Source organism: Streptomyces sp. BBFR2 (assembly GCF_044497305.1).
GTDB lineage: Bacteria > Actinomycetota > Actinomycetes > Streptomycetales > Streptomycetaceae > Streptomyces.
On the sequence record NZ_CP172415.1, the window covers coordinates 1,053,526 to 1,071,664 of the forward strand.

Annotated in this window: 1 protein-coding gene (cut by a window edge); it reads right to left on the reverse strand. The window is 70.5% G+C overall.

What is annotated here, in order from left to right; genetic code table 11:
- Positions 1–18,139, reverse strand: partial view of an EndoU domain-containing protein gene (locus ACGH2B_RS03605; protein WP_399083945.1) — the 3' end only. The gene runs 28,970 nt beyond the window's last position; only the last 18,139 of its 47,109 coding nucleotides appear in the window; its start codon lies off the right edge, out of view; its stop codon occupies positions 1–3.

Below are 18,139 nucleotides of genomic sequence, written 5' to 3' on the forward strand. Positions count from 1 at the left end.
CTACTCCCCCGGCTCTCCGGGGTCGGGCTCCATCGGTTCAGAGCCGTGCGCGGCCGCCCTGAGCAGCTCCGGATACCGCGCCAGGTAGTGGTAGAAAACCTGCGCGCCGGAGCGCTTGCGGCTCTGCTGACTCCCCGCCAGCGGCCCGGCGGTGGCCGACGACGTCGGTTCCTGGAGATGCAGGTCGAAGCCGCGGTCCGTCTCAGGGCTGTGTACGGCCGACAGCGGGTCCAATCCTGCCCGCCGTGCGTAGGCGATCCAGGTGAACAGCCCGTCCGCCAGGTTCAACCGGACCCCGGGCAGCAGGGTCCGCCCGGTCCGCCTGCCTACGGGCAGCAGGATCCGCCCGGTCCCGCTGGCCTCGGGCAGCTGCTTCGACCCGAGGAGATACTCCTCGACCACTTCCGCAAGGCGGGCGTCCGATTTCCGGAGCTTACCGAGCCGGGTGGCCAACTCGCCGGTGGGAGTGGCGCGGGTCCCGATGGTGATCTCCTGGTGGGCGTCTTCCCCCGCTGCGGCATGGCCGTCCAGCAGCGATGCGGCGAACAACGAGGACTCGCCGGCGCGCCCGAGACTCCTGTAGAAGCTCCGCACCGCCAAGGTCCACCGCTGCGCACGCTGCTCCCCTCGTACGCCGCGCTGCGCCTCCTCCGTCACCTTGGGCCGGAAGGACGCGAATGCCTCGGCCGAGGGGGAGAGCAGCTCATCGCTGTCTCCCGTGCCCCGCGTGCAGACGTGGCGCCACCAGAACAACAGGCTCTGGGCCTGCTCCTCCCGCCTCTCGCCGTCGCGGTAAGCAGCCAGCCAGTCGTACACCGCGCGGGCGGCCGGGTTCCCCAGTCTGTGCGGGGGCTGCAGGTCATGGAGCAGCTGCCGCCCCGCCATCCATCCGTAACGGAGCGGCGCTTCGATGCGCGCCTCCGGGCGCCCGGTGTCCGCGAGGTACAGGGCGGTGGCACCTGCCGGGCCTGCGGCGTACGAGGCGGCGACGGACGGCTCGCCGAGCAAGGCGAAGGGGTCGTTGTGCGTGACGGGCGGCGGCTGAGGTGCGTCGTCGATCCAGGTCTCCCCGGCGTTCCGGGCCCACTGCGACAGCGCTCGGGCCGCCGCCAGCGCGGCGTCCCGGCCATCGGAGAGCAGGAGGGCGCTGACGGTGTCCACCGCGTCGCCTGCCAGCTGCCAGCGCCGCAGGGACTCGTCGTCGCCACCCCATTGCGGTGGCCAGCCCAGCAGGTCCGACGCCTCGGAGTAGGCCTGGAGCAGACCGTCCGGAACGCTGTCCGGGGTGAGCTGCCGGCCCCCGGCACCGGCCAGCAGGTCACCATCCGGTTCACCCAGCAGGTCAGCGTCCGGTTCACCCAGCAGGTCCTCCGCGACGAGCACCAGTCGCCTGGTCCCGTCCGCTTCGGTCTGCTCCGTCAGCACCTCGAACCGGGTACCGGCGGGGATCGTCACCACAGCGGAGTTCCCCGAGGAATCCGACGAGCCGGCGTAGAGCCACAGGTGCGTCCCGTGGCCGTGCGGGGGCAGCTCCCGGTGTGCCGTGAACGCTCCGTCCCACACGACGCTGCTCCCCACGCCGTACTGGGCGGCCGCCGCGTCGTCCAGCCACAGATGGGCCTGTGCCGCATGCGGATGAGACGCAGTCAGGGCTGTGAGGAGGGTGTCCGTCGGCATCAGCCCCCCGGACGCCTCCGGGGACAGGCCGTGGAGAGCGCCCCTGACCGCTTCGGTCGGCACCTCGCTCAGCACGTCGTCCGCCCCCATACCGTGCGGTTGCGCTGCCGTCGCCATCAGCGTCTCCGTGCTGCGGAGCAGCTCCGGGTGTTCGGCGAGGTAGACGTAGAGGGCCGCCGCTCCGGCCTTGAGCCGGCCCGGCTTCACGGCATAGACACCGCTTTCACGCTGGTAGCCGCCGAGGACCCGGGCGAACTCGTCGTCCTCCTCTGGGGCATAGAAGCCTTCCAGCGGATCCATATCCCTTCGCGCGAGGTAGTCGAGCCAGAGCTTGATCCCCTGCATCTTGCGCCAGACCGGCCCGGTCACCGGATCGTTGAAGCATCCGGTAACCGCTCTGGCGAGGTTCTCCTTTCCGAGGACTTCGAGGGCGAGGACCATGTCATGGCCGGTGACGGGCCACGCGTCGGGCTGCGTCCTGGGGACCTGCGGCACCGGGGCAGAGGTACGGGAAAAGGTCGAGAAGCTCTGCTCCACCGGGGCGGGGGGCCGGGTGTCACGCGACTCCGGCACGTCCAGCTGGAAGGTCCGTGTCATGGACGCCGCGTTCCTCCGCCACGCCTGTCCGGATGTGCGGGTGGCCCGTGCGGGCTGCGCACTCCTCGGCCGGCTCCCTGGAGGCCTCTCGGTGAGCCTGCTGAGACCACCTGCCGCCGCTTCCCGTCGGACGGAGCCGGGTGCCGGCGTCTGGCTGCGGGACCGGTCGGCCCGCTCACGGTCAGAGCCGATCCAGGTCGCCCCCGCCTCATGCGCCTGCACCGACACTTGCCGCGCCCGGTCCGCGGCAGCTTCAGGCCCCCCGGCGCCATACGCCTGATTCACCTGCTGCAACGCCTCGTTGAACAACTCCGTACGATGCAGCATTTCACCGTCCGGAAGCTGCTCCTCACCCTCATTCCGCATACCGGCCGGCCAACCAAGCAGATCCGCGACGAAAAGGTAATGCTGCACACTGTCCGCGACAGAAGCAGGAGTGGCCTCCCTCCTCGGCAATGGAGACTCCGGCTCACCATGAACGTCCACGTCCATGAGAAAAGCCTCAAGGGTATCGGGGTCACCATCCCAAAGCCTGCCGGAATCGAATTGCTGCGGGAGAGGGCCGTCATACGCGAAGTCCATGACGTCCGTGAACTGCGGGAACTCCTGAGAGAACTCCTGCGTGAGCGGCCCCTCGATCCCGGCCCGCTCCGGCAGCAGCCACACCCGCCTCCCGCCGTCCGGCACCAGATCCACCTGGGCGATCTTGAACGTGACCGCCTCGGGCAGCGACAACGCTCCCCCGGGGAACTGCTGGTGGTACTCGGGCCAGTCGTCCGGGAGCAGCCGCCCGCCCGCCCCCTCGACGCACAGCTCGATGGTCTGCCCCGAAAGCGGCGGCAGCGGCTGCCGCGACAGCACCGTCAACGCACTGAGCGACAACACCTCACCGGCCACGAGTTCGAGCCCACCGATATCGACCGGAAATATCCACAGGAACGCCGTCCCCCGGTACTCCGGCAAACCCCTGGCCGCCGCCGTGACCACGCCCTGCAGCGCGAGGGCGTCCGGATGCCCCGCCTGGAGCAGGACCTGCGCCCGCATCCGGAGGACGGGGTCGGCCAGCAGCCGGGTCACCGTCAGGCCCTCACCGGCCGCCACCAACTGACGCACTTCCGGCGGCAACTGCGTGTCCCCGCCGGCGAAGGACATGGCCTGCCCCCGCTCCTCGGCGACCGGCGGCGTTTCTTCGGCGCCGTCGGCACCGAAGGGCTCCGCACCGTGCTCGTCCCGGATCCGCGAACCGGCCGAGGAGAACCCGTCCGTCTCCCCGAATTCCACGTCCTGCGGCTCGACGTCCTCCTGGAGCACGGTCATCGCGGAGTCGTCGTACGGCTCGTGCTGGGCCATGAGGTCCGGGGCCGCGGCATCCCTCGCGTTCGCGGGGGCCGGCTCGCGCGAACCGGTCCGCGTCCGGCCGGAATTTGCCAGGTAGGCGATCAGCTCACGCACATGGACAGGAGTGGCTGTGCGCACTTCCTCGGAGAGGGGTTCCCCTTCCGTCCGGACAGACGCGAGATGGTCGCCGAACGACACGAAGTGCTGATGGAACGCCGGGCTCTGATGGCGCTCCCGCGGATCGTACGTGGCCACCACGTCATGGACGCTCCGCTCGTGGAGGGCGAGATACTCCCCCCACCGGGCGAGCGCCAACTCCGCCTGCACGCGCATCTCGGGGCCGGGATACCTCTCCTTCAGCCACGCCTCCGCGCGGCTCGGCAGTTCATCTCCCTCATACCGCGAGACCATGGCCGCCCAGGAGGCTCGCACCGGCCCGAGGGACGTGGCCGGTCCAGGTACCTCCTGCCCCGATACCGTCGCCGGCCCGAGGGTCACGCTCCTAGGCGCCTCTCCCGCCGAATGATGTATCTCCGGCGGTAGCTGCGCTGTGGCACGCCTTCCGCCGGCACGCCTCGGCGCCGATCCCCCCACCTGGCCCGCAAGAAAAGAACGCACATATGCGCGGGTAATTGTGCGCACCTTGTCCGAAAGGAACCTGCCCCCTCCCCCCTCTATCCCGGCGAGGTACCGATCAAAACCCTTGTACTCATAAGGAACCTGGTACCGGCGGCAGTGGTCCACCACGGACTGGACGGTCTGTTCGCTCCGCGCGAGATGAGCAACCCAGCGTTTGAACGCCAGCTCCACCTTCTCGCGTGTTCCACGGTTCGGATAATTATTCCGCGCCCAATTCCGCAGGAGATCGGGCAGGGTATCGTCACTCCGCCGCTCTTCCGTCGCCCCCTCCGGCTGGTTCACCTCCCTCCGCTCGGACCTCCCCATCAGGAAATCGACCAGTGACTTCGCATATTTATGAGCCGCTTTCCGCGACGCGACAGAGGGAACTCCCTCACCCCGGATCCGAAGAGACGTGATGTATTCATCGAAACCGCTGGGTACGCTGCTTTGCTCCCAGATGTTCAGGCCCTCCCCGTCGAGGTATGCCTCCCACCGCAGAAACGTCAGCCATGCTTTGCGCTTTTCACTGTCCGGGTAGGTCGCCAGCCATTCCTTGGCACAGGCGGACAATCCGTCCCAACCGTGCCGCTCCGCCATCACCGGCTCCATGTGCTTCGCGGTCTGCTGCGGCTGCCGCGCCGCCTTTTTCAACAGCTTGTTCAAACGCCGGGTCAGGTCAACCCGCATCTCCTCCGGCACATAAACCCCCACACCCTCCAACCACAAATCCCGACGGAACCGCCGCGCGAACGGCACGCCCAACGACGGCACACCACCAGTCCCCGCATGCACCTCCATCGACGCGACAAAAGCCACCACCTTCCCCAACCAAACAGCCCAGCCCGACGCGCCAACCCCACCGCCCGGCAACGAACTCCCCGACAACCCCTTACCGGCAGAAGGCTCCAGCTCCGTCAACAACCTCCGCACCAGCTCCTCGCGCGCGCCCTCACCGGACTCCACCAGAACATCCCACCCCCCCTCCAACCGCCTCATCGCCTCGCCCTGCCCCCCGGCACGCTCCGCAAGCGCCCCCTGCCGAGATGTGGACGGCTCCTGCCCACCACCCGCACGTGGCTGACCACGGCGCACCGGGGCACCTCCAGGCAGGCCACCTCGCTCGTCCTCGGCGCGGAGCCGCGCCCCGATGGCGCGCGGCAGTCCCGTCGTCAGCGACTCCATCTGCTCCCGTGTCAGTACCGATGCCTGATGGGGCATCAACTGCACTCGGCGTCCTTCCAGGTACTGCTCCCGCTGCTTCTGCGACAGCTGGTTCCGCAGCTCCTCCGGGAGCCCGTCGAACTCGGTCTTCCGCTCCTGCCGGGACAGCTCCGCCACCAGGCGGCGTGCCTCGTCCGGCCCCCCGAGGAACAGTTCCTTCTCCACCGCTTCCTGCGCGGCCTCCCGGACCTTCCGGCGCCGTACCGACTCGGCGTGATCCGCCTCCACCGGCGGCATCGGCCACCGCAGGTACCGCGACGCCAGCCCGGCAGACCACTCCCCACCGGGGGACAACAACTGCTCAGCGGTAAAAACGTCACCGTGCCGCTCCAGGACGGCGGGGAGCCCCGACGGAACGCCGCCCAACTTCTCCGCGAGAGCGATGAGCCGCTCCGCGGTCAGGCCCGTCATCCCCATGTCACGCAGCCCGTCCGGCACCTCTTGCAGCTGCTCGGCCAGGCGCACCAACCGTGCGGTCGCCCCGGCCGGCAGCTCCAGGTCCGCGGCGAGGGCGGCGAGCCTCGGTCCGTCGAACCACGGGTGCCGCTCCGTGTCGCTCAGCTCCTCGAACCGCTCCCGCTCCAGCCCCAGCACCCGGGACATGTCATCGACGCCGGTGGCCCCGGCCCCGTTCCCCCGCACCGGTCCGCCGGGCTGTTGCGCCCCACCGCCCGGCCCCGCTTCGGCACCCACATCCTCCACACCGGCGTCAGGCAGACCGGAGTCCAGGGCGTCCTGGTACCCTCCCGCCGCCGGACTGTCGCTCCCGGGCCCGGCGGGCTCCAGGTACAACCGCAGGTGGCCCGCCACCTGCTCCTGGCGGACGACCTGGAAGAGGGACGGGAAGGGGACCAGCACCGACCCTTCGGGGAACTGCTCCCACGCGCGCGCGGCCCGCCAACCGCCCGCACCGACGAGGTGCAGTTCGACGTCGCCCGCCGTCCGCGAAGGCGACGGCCGACGCGTCAACACCGTCAACGGCTCCAGGAGAACCTCAGAGCCGATGGTGTGGTGTGCCGCGGTGTTCCCGTCCATCCATGAGAACGCCGGTTCCTGGTGCGGCTGCCACGCCGCGGACGCGGCGAGCACCTCGGTGACGCTCCGGCACAGTTCGAGGGCCTGGGGGTCCCTGGCCGCGGCCAGTTGCCGTATCCGGGAGCGGGCTTCGGGATTGTCCAGCAGCCACACCACCGTCTCGTCGTCGGGCGCTGCCCCGCCCGGCCCCGGGGACGGTGCGCCCCCGTCGCCTTCGGGCTCCGTCAGCGGGTGGCCGCCGGACAGGGCGGTGTAGACCTCCTCCTCGGCGCTGAGCACGGTGGGCGGCCCGGTGTGGTCGGTGGCCGCCTCCCCGCCGTCGAGCCTCCGGGCGGTGGTGGAGGGGATGCCGTCACGATCGCCGTTCACGAAGTCCGCGAAGTCCACGTCCTCGTCGTCGTCCGGGAACGTCCCGTCGCCCGCGCGGTCTCCGCCGGGTGTGTCCTGCGACGGTCCGGTGGGGCCGGTGGGCGCCCCGGGACCGCGACTCTCCGCTACCTGGCTCAGCCAGTAATCACGGACGATGCCGCCTGAGTCGGTTTTGACGTGCAACTCCAGGTCGGGGTGGCCCGGCAGTGGTCCGGTGTGGCGGGTCCTGCTCTCGTCGCCGGCCAGGCTCTGCCGGGCCGTGCGGAAGGCGAGCAGGCGCAGTTGCTCCTCCGTCATCTCCAGCGGGCGGTGCGGCGTTTGCTCCCGCTCCCATGCCTGGTCCGAGAAGCCCGGCCGGACCCGGGCGAGCAGTTCCTCGACGGTGCCCCGCACAGTGGCGTGGGGCGCCGTGCGCTTCGCGTCATAGGCGCGGAGCAGGTGCTGCGCCCCCTGGTCCCGGAGGAAGCCGAGCGGGGTGCGGGCCTCCAGCAGTTCCGTGACGACCGGGTTGGCCTCCTCGGGGAGCCACTGCCCGGGCTCGGGCAGCGGCATGGCTTGAAGCATCCCGGAGAGAAGGTCACCGAGGTCACTTTCGGTGGGCTTGAGCCCCAGCCACATCTCCGCCAGTTCCCGGTCCTCGGATTCCTCGATGTTCCGGAAGAACATGTCGGCCGACGTCACGCTCGGATCGCCGGGCTCCGGCTGCCGGAATTCCAGGTCGAAGCGGACCAGGGGATCGCCGTCGAAGCGCTTGAGGGAGTTGTACGTCTCATCGATGAATCCCTGGATTTCCTGCCGGAGCGACTCAAGGTCCTCCGCCTCATCGGGCGACAGGGGTGACGGTGCCTTGACCTTCCGCACCAGGCGCAGGCCCAGGTCACCGTCGGTGAGGACGAAATACGACACCTCGTAGAGCTTCTTCCCGCCGCTGGGCATGGAGACGTTCCACTCGTCTCCGCCGGCCACCGCGAGAAGCTCCTCCACCTTCCAGTGGCGCCACGCGGGCCTGGGCTGCACCTTGGCGGGGAAGGCGCACACATGCCGTCCTTCCAGAACGTATCCGTGGATCCGGACGCCCTCGTGTTCACCGGTCCAGAGGTAGCCGGCCCGGAGCTGACCGTGGTCGCCCGCGCCGGGCCAGATGATGCGGCCACTCCTCAGGGCCTCGTCATGGGCGCCGTTGATGGCGTCCCACAGGGCGTCCCCGTCCCAGCCCTCCGGGAAGATCAGGTGGCGGCCGAGAGCGTCGCTGTCGAGGGCGGGAGACCAGTCACTGTCGGCCTTGTCCTTCGCGAGCGGTGACACCGTGACGTTCAGCAACTTCACCTCTGCCGACCGGACCCCGTTCGGCAGGGTCGAATCCGGGACCACGTGGTACTTGATGCCCCAGTTCTCCTGATTCTGCGACTTCAAGCTGTGAAAGCCGCCGACACGGTCGCCCAGGTTGCCGTAGAGCGTCACTCGTACCGTCTCCTGAGTGACCCGCGGAGGAGCACCGGCGGTGAGGACCGGAAGTTCGTTACGGAACAGAGGGGCCTGGAGCAGCGCGCCGGTCTCGGGGTGGATCTGCTCCTCGTGCGGGACGAAGTCGAGGATGGTGCCGGTGGCGTCGATCTCGCCACGGATGCGCAGGCCCTGGTGGACGCCGTCGAACTCGGTCCGGCCGGTGGCCGTGTCCAGGGTGCCGCCCCGCTCACGCCAGTCGAGGAAGGCGTGGCGGGCCGCTTGGACGACCTCGTCCTCGGTCATGTTGTCGGGGAACATCATTACCGGCTGGTCCGGTGCAACCGGAGGAACCGCGAGGTCACCGGCCATGTCCCGGTGGCGGATGCCGTCCCCGCCGGGCGTCGGCCTGCTCGGGAACCTCGCCAGGTACGTCTGGTTGGGCAGCATCGGACCGATGACTCGCTGCGGAGTTTCACGGAGCGTCGAGTGGTTACGGGGTGCCATCCGGCCCGGCCGTCCGGTGCCGGGGTCGCCCCACAGGGCCTTGCGTCGCACCTCCAGAGGGACGGTGACCCGGTCGTCCACCGAGGGCAGCGGGTTCGATACCTCCGGTGTCGCGGCCCACACCTGGTTGTTTCCCTTCTCCGTAGAGAGCAGCAGTTGGTCCATCGACACCCTCCCCTCGGCCGTCACAGCGTCCTTCAGGGAGTCCGTCCAGCCCTGCGTGGAGCTTCCTTCCCCGGCGGCGAGCAGTGCCCGCTCGATGGAGGACAGGAGCATCGCCAGGTCGTGGGGCAGCCACCGCTGGTTGGGAACCTCGGAGGTGACTGACACCCGCAGATCGGAGTCGAGGGGGAGAAGGCCCCGCTTGTCGACGTACTGCACGGCCATCACGGAACCGTCTTCGTCCAAGGGGCGCGGAGCGCGCTCCCGGTACCAGTCCACTCCTCCGAAAAGGTGGCTCACCTCGTGGAGCAGGACGAGCACGAGTGTCGTGACGTACCACTTGGAGGCATTCGCTCGGCCATGCCCCGGCAGCAGATCGACGTCGTGATGGCAGTTGTCCGGATCGTCGGTGAACTCCACCTCGAACTGCACAAGGTCGCCGTTGGAGAAGCGGTGTCCCAGGTTGTGGTACTCACGTACGACCTTGACGGCCGCCTCCTTGATCGCGGCTATCTCCTCGTGCTTCACCCCCTCCTGGGGACGCAGGTGGACGGCCGTGACCAGCCGGGCCAGTACCGTTCCGTCACCGAGCCGGTGGCGCCGGACCTCGAATGCCTGGATCAGCACCGGGCCGAGCGAGTTGATCCAGCGCCCGAACTCCACGGTCGGCGGGCGCACCTGGATCGTCCGCCCGATCTGCGGCCCCATCTCGACGACCTGCACGCGGTAGCCGGGGCCATCCTTCGTGCTCAGTTCCGGTGCGCTCTCGACGGCGGTGACGACGCCCCGGGTGCCGGGCGGGAAGATCACCGGGGCCGGCGGGGCCTCCGGATTCTTCGGGTCCTTCGGGAAGAGCGGTGTGGTCGTGACGGACGTCAGTGTCTTGTAGACGATCTCGACGTTGCCCTCACTGGTCGGCGTGTCGCCCGGCGTACCGACGGTGAAGCCGAGGTCGATCTCGTGCCCGACGGTGTACGGAAGGCCGGTGGAGGCCGTGCGCTGCCGCACCGTGCCGGTGTACGGCTCCAGCCGCTTCAGACCGGCGGCGGTGACGGCGGCGGTGACCATCGCGGGCAGGGTGCGGTCGGCGAGCCCCTGCGTGAAGCCGGGCAGGGGCTTCCCGTCGGCCAGCGTGTACACCGCGAACAGCTCGCGGGCCGCTTCGGTGACCTGCTGGACGAGCGGGGTGGCGCCCTTCGCCGGGACGGGCGGGGTGGCGCCCTTCGCCGGGACGGGCGGGGTCTCGCCCGCGACCTGGTGCAGGAGGTCCCAGACCTCGCCGCTCTCCTTGAACACGTCGCGGTGCTGTGCCCGGAGCATGTCGAAGTAGTCGTGGTCCATCTCCGCGAGGTGATGGTTCGGCCGGCTGAGGTCGTGCAGCGGGTCGTCGGCGAGCAGCCATCCGTCGCGCCAGTAGATCTCGTTCCGCAGCCGGGTCAGGGTCCGGGTGTGCTCCGCGGCGAGGCGCTCGGGCGTCGCGAACAGCTCGGCGAGGCGGACCAGCCGGTCGTGGTACGCGCCCTCGTACCGGAGCCCTGACGGGGAGCCGCTCATCCGGGCCAGCGTCTGATGGGTGCCCCTCTCGGTGCGGAAGGCGAAGAGCGGGCCCTGCGGATGTGTCGTCTCCCCCGTACGTCCCTCACCCGCCAGGTAGGGGACCGAGTCCTCGGCCTGGAGGAGCGGGAGGATCTCGCCGAACAGCTTCTGGACCGTGCCGTCCGTCAGCTCGTCGGGATCGGTGAGCCGGCTCGCCGCATCCACCAGGGCGCCGAACGCCTCCTCCACCGTCAGGTCCCCGGCGAGGTACTCACGGACACGGTCACGTGCCTCGCTGACCTCGATGGCCTTCATCAGCTCGTCGTCCCCGTCGAACAGACCGTGGTGACGCTCGAACACCTCGGCGTCGAAGTACGCCATCGGCCCGAGGCCCCCGGAGATCGGCAGACCGCCCAGCAGCAGCATCTTGACCATGGTCGCCACCGGTACGAACCGGCCGGAGCCGGATTCGGGCTCCCAGGCCAGCCGCAGGTACTGCCGCACCTTGCGTTCGGCGTGCGTCCGGAACGCATCCGTGCGGCCGGAGGCGTCGTCCGCGCCGGGCAGCAGCGTCTGCTCCAGGCCGGGCCACGGTCCGGTCAGCCGGCGCAGGGTCCCGGTGTTCCAGGAGCCTCCGTGGCGCAGCTCGCGTATCAGGTCGGACACCGCGGCGCGGGCGTCCGCGATCTCCGCGGTGTCCTGCTGGAGCGGCGGCGCGGAGCCGGTGGCCGCGGCCCCCTCGGCCTGATCGGTGAGGCTCTTGGTCCACGACCACACCGTCTCCTCCATGAAGCGGGCCACCGCTGTCGCGTGGTCGGGCTCCCCCATCCTGCCGATCTGCCACCCGTGCTCGTCGAGGAACCTGTCCAGCCACTGCTTGCGCAGGTGGTACGGCTGCTCCGGCCCGCTGCCGAGCAGCGTCAGTGGCGTCCGCGCGCTCGGCCACTGACGCGACTGCTGCCACGTCATGAGGTGCGAGCGCAGCAACCGCAGCGCCCCGCGCGACCGGCTCAGGTCCCCGGCGGCCCACTCCTCCGGCGTGGGCCGGGGGTCGAGTGCGGGGTCCAGCGGAAAGCCGGAGACGGGCGAGGCGCCGGGCAGGGGCGGGGGGCCGGTCGGCCCGGTGGGCGTGGCCTGCGTCGGCTGTGCCTCGCCGGTGGTGTTGCCGGTGCCGTCGGAAGCCGCCGCGTGGGGCGGTTCCCCTCCGGTGGCGGGCCCCGCGGCAGCCCGCCGCACCGGCCCGCCCGGGGAGGAGAGCGGCCCGTTCCGGGGCGAGGACGGCCCGTCCCGCAACGAGGACTCCGCCTCCGCCAGGAACTTCTGGAAGTCGTCCGTGCTGAACGGCATCCGCCGGTTCCGGGGAACGGCACCTGGTCCGGCGGATCCGGCCCCGCCCTGACCTCCCATGAGCTGCCCCGACGCCCCGACCTGCGGGAAGCCCGTTCCCTCGCCGGAGGGCCCGAAGTCCTGCCGGTGCGGGAAGGAGTGCGTGTCCGGAGTGTCGCCGCCCCCTCCGGCGGGCCACAGGTACAGCTTCGGATAGCCCTCGTCCGTCATTCCCATCGGAATGACCAGGAAGTCGGGAGAGGACGGCAACAGCACCGCGCCTTCGGGGAATTCCGCCGAGAACGACGGGAGGTCCGTCCGCTTCGGCAGCGGGTATCCGCCTGCCCCGTCGACGATGAGCTGAACGCTCTTCCCTTCCGGCCGGGGCAGCTCTTCCTGCGACAGCATCGTCAGCGGTCCCAGGTTCATCTGCGTGCCCCGCAGATGCTGGTGAAGGAATGCCTCATCCACCCACAGGAACATGCGGCGGGTATGCGGCGTGGACATCGCCAGGGTCGTGTGGAGCAGGTTCAGCAGTTCCAGACCCTCCGGGTGCCGGACGTCGATCGCCCCGCGCACGACGTCGCGAAGGTTCGTGGCGGTGAGTTCCCACGCCACCGCCGGGCCGTTGCCGCTGTCCCCGCCGCGCCGCCCTTCGCTGACAGCGGTCGGCTGCGAGGGTCCGGCCTGGGACGTCGCGGACGGTGCCTGCTCCGGGAGCGAAGCCTGTGAGGGGCCCGCCACCGTCCCGTCGTTGCCGGTGTTCACCGCTTCCGCGGCGAGCATGTACTGCTGGTAGATGTCGTTGGCGACCGAACGGATGCGGTCCACCGCGTCTTCGTCCGTCGCCCCGGGCAGGTCCTCCGGCCTCAGCCCCTGAAGGACATCAGGCCCGAGCCCCTCCAGATGCCTCGTGAACTCCCCGTACAACCCGGGCGACATCGGCGGAATGTTCCCGTCGAACACGGCCAGGAAGGCAGTGGTCGCATGAGCGTGCCACTCCGCTTGTTGCCCCCCTTGTTGCCCCCCGGTCCGGTGCCACAAGCGCGATGCCACCTCGGCGAACAGCTCCAGGTCAACCGGCCCGCCACCAGCCCGCGACGAGGACTGCCCGCCACGCCTCGGACCGATCGGGTCCGCCGCGTCCCTGCCTGCGTTCCGCCGTTCGGGACGCTGTTTCGGCATGCCCCCGGGCAGCCCTTGCGGCTGCGCCGGAATCTTCGACACCAGCGTCGCCGGTTCGAACCCGGACGTGAGGGCCTTCGCCTCCTCCGACAGCGCCCGGTACGCCTCGCCCCGGAACTCGACCGGACGGCCTGCCAGGAACGCCTCGCGCTGCCGTCCCGCCGTAAGCGCCACCCGCAGCTCCTGCGGCAGCGCGTCGAACTCCCGCTCCCGCTCCTCCCGGTTCAGCCGTTCCGCCAGCTCACGTGCGGCCTGCGTGCCCTCCAGGAACAGCGTCCGCTGCACGGCGTCCTCGGCCGACCGCGCGCGCTGGGCCGCTTCGCCCTCCCTGATCGACACCGGCCGGCGCAGGTACGACCAGGCCACCTTCGTGCGCCTGCCCGGTTCCGTCACCAGTTCCTGAAGCGGGATGTCGTGCTGCGTGGCGATCTCGTCCAGCGCGTACGCGTCCGGCACCGCGCCCCACTGCTGCGCCATGGCCACCAGGTGCGCCGCCGCGTCGCCCGTCAGGCCCGGCGCACGCAACGCGTACGGTACGGCGCCGAGTTGCTCGGCGAGGTCCACCAGGTGCGATGCCTGACCGGCCGTCAGGCCGAGGTCGCGGGCGAGCCCCACCAGGCCCTGGGCGTCGAACCACGGATGGCGGTCCTGGTCGTTCAGCTCGCGGAACCGCTTCCGGTCCAGCCCCAGCGCGTCCGCGCGCCATGCCGAGACGTGCGGCCTCAGGTCGTCGCGGTGCCCGGCGGCGTACTCCCACAGCTCACGGCGCTGTGCGGGCGTCGCGTCGTCATACCCTCCGGGGATCAGGTCGGCCACCTGCGGGTCCCGGAGCAGGTACGCGACGAGACCAGGGAGTTCCTCGATTCCGGCGCCCCAGGCGTGGAGCGTGGTGAGCAGCGAGATCACGTGGTCGGCCTCGGGTTCGCCGGCCGCGGGGCGGCGGGGGGCGACGACGCCGTTGCGCTCCAGCAGCTCATCGAAGCGCTGCTCCCTCCAGTCGAGGATGTCCACGCCCTGGTACACCCGGTCCAGCAGGTCGCGCCGGAGCGGGAGGAGCAGGTTCCGCCGCTCCGGGGCCAGGCCGATGGCGTCGGCGACGTACAGCAGGTTGAGGGACGACTCCGGGTCGACGTCCAGCTCCTCGCCCAGCGCGCGGACGTCGTCCACCATGGGCCATCCCCTGACCGCGCTGTACTCGTAGAGCGCGTGCATCAGGTCGTCGGACCCGCCGACGGCGTGGACGTAGTCGGCCATGGCGGCGAGGGTGACGCCGCGGGCGGCGAGGCGTGCGTACTGCGTGACGTCGCGGTTGCCCCCGATGTGCTCGCGCCGGCCCGCCTGGAAGGCGACCTGGTCCTCCAGGGCCGCCATTACTCCGTCACCGCCCGGGGCGACGTGGACCTCGTGCTGGACCGCGCCTCCGCGGGCGGCCGCGGTGCTGTCGACCGTGGCCAGGAAGTGTGCGAAGGGCATGTTCCGCAGCTCGCCGAACGAGTGCCTGCTCATCAGCAGGATCACGTGCAGCGGTGACAGCCACACACCGCCCCACTCCTGGTCGGCGCCACCTTGCGGGCCCGTGAACGCCGGATCGGACAAGGCCCGGTACAGCCAGGCGCGGTCCTGCACGTTGCGGGCGCCGGCCAGGGCGGCGAGGTCCCTGAGGATGCGGGCGTTCTCCGCGGTGTCCGGGAGGCCGAACACGCCGCGGAAGTGCGCGAGGGCCGCTTGTTCGTCATTCAGCAGACCGGGCTGGACGGACCAGTGGGTGCCCGGCAGTTCACCTTGCTGGAAGGGAATCTCGCCCAGTGCCGTGAGCTCGTCGGCGACCCGCTGGACCGCCGCCTCTTCGTATCCCTCGGTCAGTTCCCCGGCACCCAGGCTGAACAGCTCCCGCAACTCCTCCGGGTGCGCGAGCGAGTGGAGCGTGTCCAGCCGCATGCCCGCGCGCCTGAGCACCCGGTGGAGGAAGTGCGGGGAATCGTTGAGCCCGAGTGTGTCCAGGGATGCCCGTAGGGTCTCCGGGACCGGCACCTCGCCCGTTTCCCGAACCAGGGCTACGAGGTCCTCCATGGGGACGTTCAGCATTTCGCGCAGCGTGCCCAGCCGCCGGACCTGCTCCGGCGTGAAGCCCGCGAGGAGCTCCCCGTGTTCCTCGGCCAGCGCGGACGCGTCCCGGTCCGGAACGGGCCGGGGGACGGCGCCCTCCCATGTCCCAGGGGGGCTGTACTCGGGCAGTTCGAAGAGCTCGTCGTAGGGGATCGGGGGCGCGCCGGTACCGGCCTCCGTGAGCGGGACGCTCTCGGCGGCGTCACCGGTGTTCTCGGTTCCGGGGTCCTCGGGCGGCCGGGTGAGCACTTCTTCCCGGGCCCAGTCCAGCCAGTCGGCCTGCTCCGAAGCCGGGCCCCCCACCTCCTGCGGGGTGGCCGGCTCCCGCTCGCCGCCCTCCGAGGTTCCCCGGACATCCCGCTCCTCCTGCGAGGAGGGCGGGCCGGAGTCCACCGATGCGTCATCCTGCGGAAGTTCTTCCGTCAGGGGAGCTTCGCGGACCATCCGCCAGATGCCGAGCTGCCGGCCGACCTCCGCGGCTCCGGCACCGCGCAGAGCCGCCACGGACGTGCCCCGGGAGGCCAGATGGTCCCGGAACGCGGCGAGGCGGGCGACGTCGAAGTACTGGTTCTGGCTCACGAGGAGAGCCAGATCCCGCGGCTCGAAACCGGCCTGTGCCAGGTTGCTCCGCACGGCGGCGGCGAGCGTCTCCACCGTCGTGTCCGGCGTGCGGGCGGGCAACAGGCCCTGCGGGTCGAGGTCCTCCAGATGCTCCGGCCGCACGCCGAGCTGCCGCACCAGCCCGGCCATCTCCGGGACGCTCAGCTCCCAGCGTCCCGCCAGCCTCTGGACGTCGCTGTCGTGGAGGAGGACGTCCTCGTCCCGCGGTTGCGGAGTGCCGTCGTGCGGTGCGCCGTCCAGCGCCTCGGAGCCGTACGGGGCGTACCCGTCGTCCGACGGATCATCCTCGTACCACGACTCCTCGTCCTGGTGGTCACGCGCGCGGTGGGCGGACAGCCCGAAAACGTCGTCCCACACGGCGTCGTGGCGTCCGGAGTTGCCACGCACCCCGAAGTCGCCCTGCGCCCCGAAGTCGTCGTCCGAGAAGGAGTCGTCCTCGCTGTCGCTCCGGAGGTGATCGTCGAAGTAGCCGCCGCCGAACTCCTCGGTCGGGGTGAGTGCGCCTCCCAGGCCCTGGATCGGCGTGGCTGCAGGGGAGGACATGGCTCCACCCGAGGTGCTCGGACCGTTCGGGCCGGGGCTCAGCCGGCCGCCCGGGTAGGACGAGGAACCGGCCCGCAGGCCGGATTCGGGGACATCGATCCCCCGCTCCCGCAGCTTCTTCCTGGCCTCCTTCGCGGCCTCCTCATTCGAGGCGAACTCGCCACGCATCGCGGCGATCTCCGCGGCCACCTGCCGCACCGCCGGGCCCTGCGGGTTCTCCGTCCCGCCGGTCTCGGAGATGTAGGTGTGGAGCGGCAGCAGGCCCAGTGCCCACCGCATGTCCTCCGGGACGGCCGCGTGGTCGTCGCCCGCACCGCCGGAACTCTCCGCGTCGTCGGCGCTCGTGGCCTTCGCGGAGACCGGCTCCTTCCCCTTGTCGGGGGACGGCCGGGAGCCGGGAGCCGTGGCATCGCCGGTTCCGGAGCCGCTCGCGTTGGTCAGTAGCTTGAAGATGTCGTCGGAGACCGTGGGGGCGGTGGGAGAGCGCGGTTCGGTGTCGGAATCCGGCAGGGCGTCCTCGTGAACGGGCTCCACCGGGCCGTCGTCCAGGAATCCCTCCGCATAAGCCTCCGCGTCCCCGATACCGCGCGACTCCGTATCGGAATCCGACCAGGCGGCTTCCTCATCACCGGAATTCTCCGGTTCCTCGGAGTTCCCGCCGAAGAACCTCTGCGCGTGATACTCCGCGTCCTCGATGTCGCTCGGACCGCCGTGGCTGCCGTCCTCGTCCGCGTTCACTTCGCCGGCCGTCCACGGCGGCACGGGGGAGGAATCCGACGCGCTGAAGCTGAAGGCGTCGTCGTCTTCCGAATCGGAGGCGTCAGGCAGGGTATCGGCGTCCTCTTCCTGGTACAGCGCGCCGAAATCGTCATCGGAGTCATCGAAAACGGAGGACCCGTCGGAATCGGTCGCGTCGGGTTCGGTGTCGGAAGTGCCCAACGCACCGTCCGGGAACGCGTGACCGGACGCCGGAAGGTACGGCGCGCCGTGGCCCTCACCCGGCAAGCCGCCGAGGGACTCGTCATCCGTGTCGGTTTCCTCGGCGTCGGAGTCGTCGCGGAACCACTCGTCCTCGGTCTCCGGGCCGGTCAGCCGTTCTTCGTTCCCGGCGGCCTCGCGGCCCGGCCGGAGGGCGGGCCCATCCAGCCCGGCGGTCCGGGCCTGCTGCCCGGACGCCTCATGGGAGAAGACTGAATCGGAATCGGAATCGGAATCGGAATCGATTCTCTCCTCATCGGTGGTGTTGTCATAGAGCCGGGCCACCGGGCCACCGGGCTCTTCGTCTCCGCCGGTCTGCCGGCCCGGGTAGACGTATTGGTTGAGCAGGGCCTGGAGGTCGTCGCCGTCGCCGTCGGAGATGAGGGAATCGGCCTCGTCTCCGGAATCGGTGAATTCTCCGCCGTCGTCACCGATCGGATCGTGGACAGAAGCGCCGTCCCGGTCCGCCACCCAGTACCGCAGCGCTTCCACGGCCTCGAGGCCGCCGGTCATCACCGGGAACCGCTCGTGTACGAGGATGAGGTTTCCGTCCCGGCCCTGATAGTTGTTGCTCAGGGTCTCCAGTGCCTCCAGCAGGTCGAGGATGGGCAGACTGCCCAGCTTCCGGTACGTGTTGCGGCCCCTGTGGTGCGTCATGAGTTCGAGCAGATGCACAGGGGACAGGAACGGGGCCTTCCAGACACGGCTCGCCGCACCGCCGAAGCCCGTCAGCGCGGGGTCGGACATGACGCGGTACAGCCAGGCGCGGCTCGCCGGCTCGTCGGCGCCGACGAGTGCCGCCGCCCTGCGCAGCAGCGGCTCGATGTTCTCGCTCTCCGGGAGGCCGAAGACGGTACGGAAGTGCGCGACGGCG